Annotated in this window: 1 protein-coding gene; it reads right to left on the bottom strand. The window is 62.6% G+C overall.

Features of this window, described 5'->3' with window-relative positions; all coding sequences use genetic code 11:
• The coding region (locus D5041_RS21980; RefSeq protein ID WP_265285845.1) for a SwmB domain-containing protein at positions 1 to 222 on the bottom strand (222 nt) is incomplete at both ends.

The following is a 222-nucleotide window of genomic DNA, read 5'->3' as shown; positions in this document are numbered from 1 at the left end:
GATTGCCTGCGCTGCTGACCGCAAAGGCCGAGGCGGCTGCGGTGTTGGTGGCATCCAGGTTGCCCTCGTCGATGTAGGTCAGCACCAGTTGGTTGCCGTTGACCGTGGCGGTGTTGATCACCGGGGCCGTGTTGTCTGTTCCGGGTGTGGTGGCCGGCGTGTTGTTCGTCACGGGCTTTGCGCTGAAGCTCACTGCATCGTTGCTTGCCGCGTCCTGAATGA

Source organism: Verminephrobacter aporrectodeae subsp. tuberculatae (assembly GCF_026127385.1).
Taxonomy (GTDB): Bacteria; Pseudomonadota; Gammaproteobacteria; order Burkholderiales; family Burkholderiaceae_C; genus Acidovorax; species Acidovorax aporrectodeae.
Note: the sequence above shows the minus strand (reverse complement) of the source record. Positions and strands in the feature narration are given on the sequence as shown.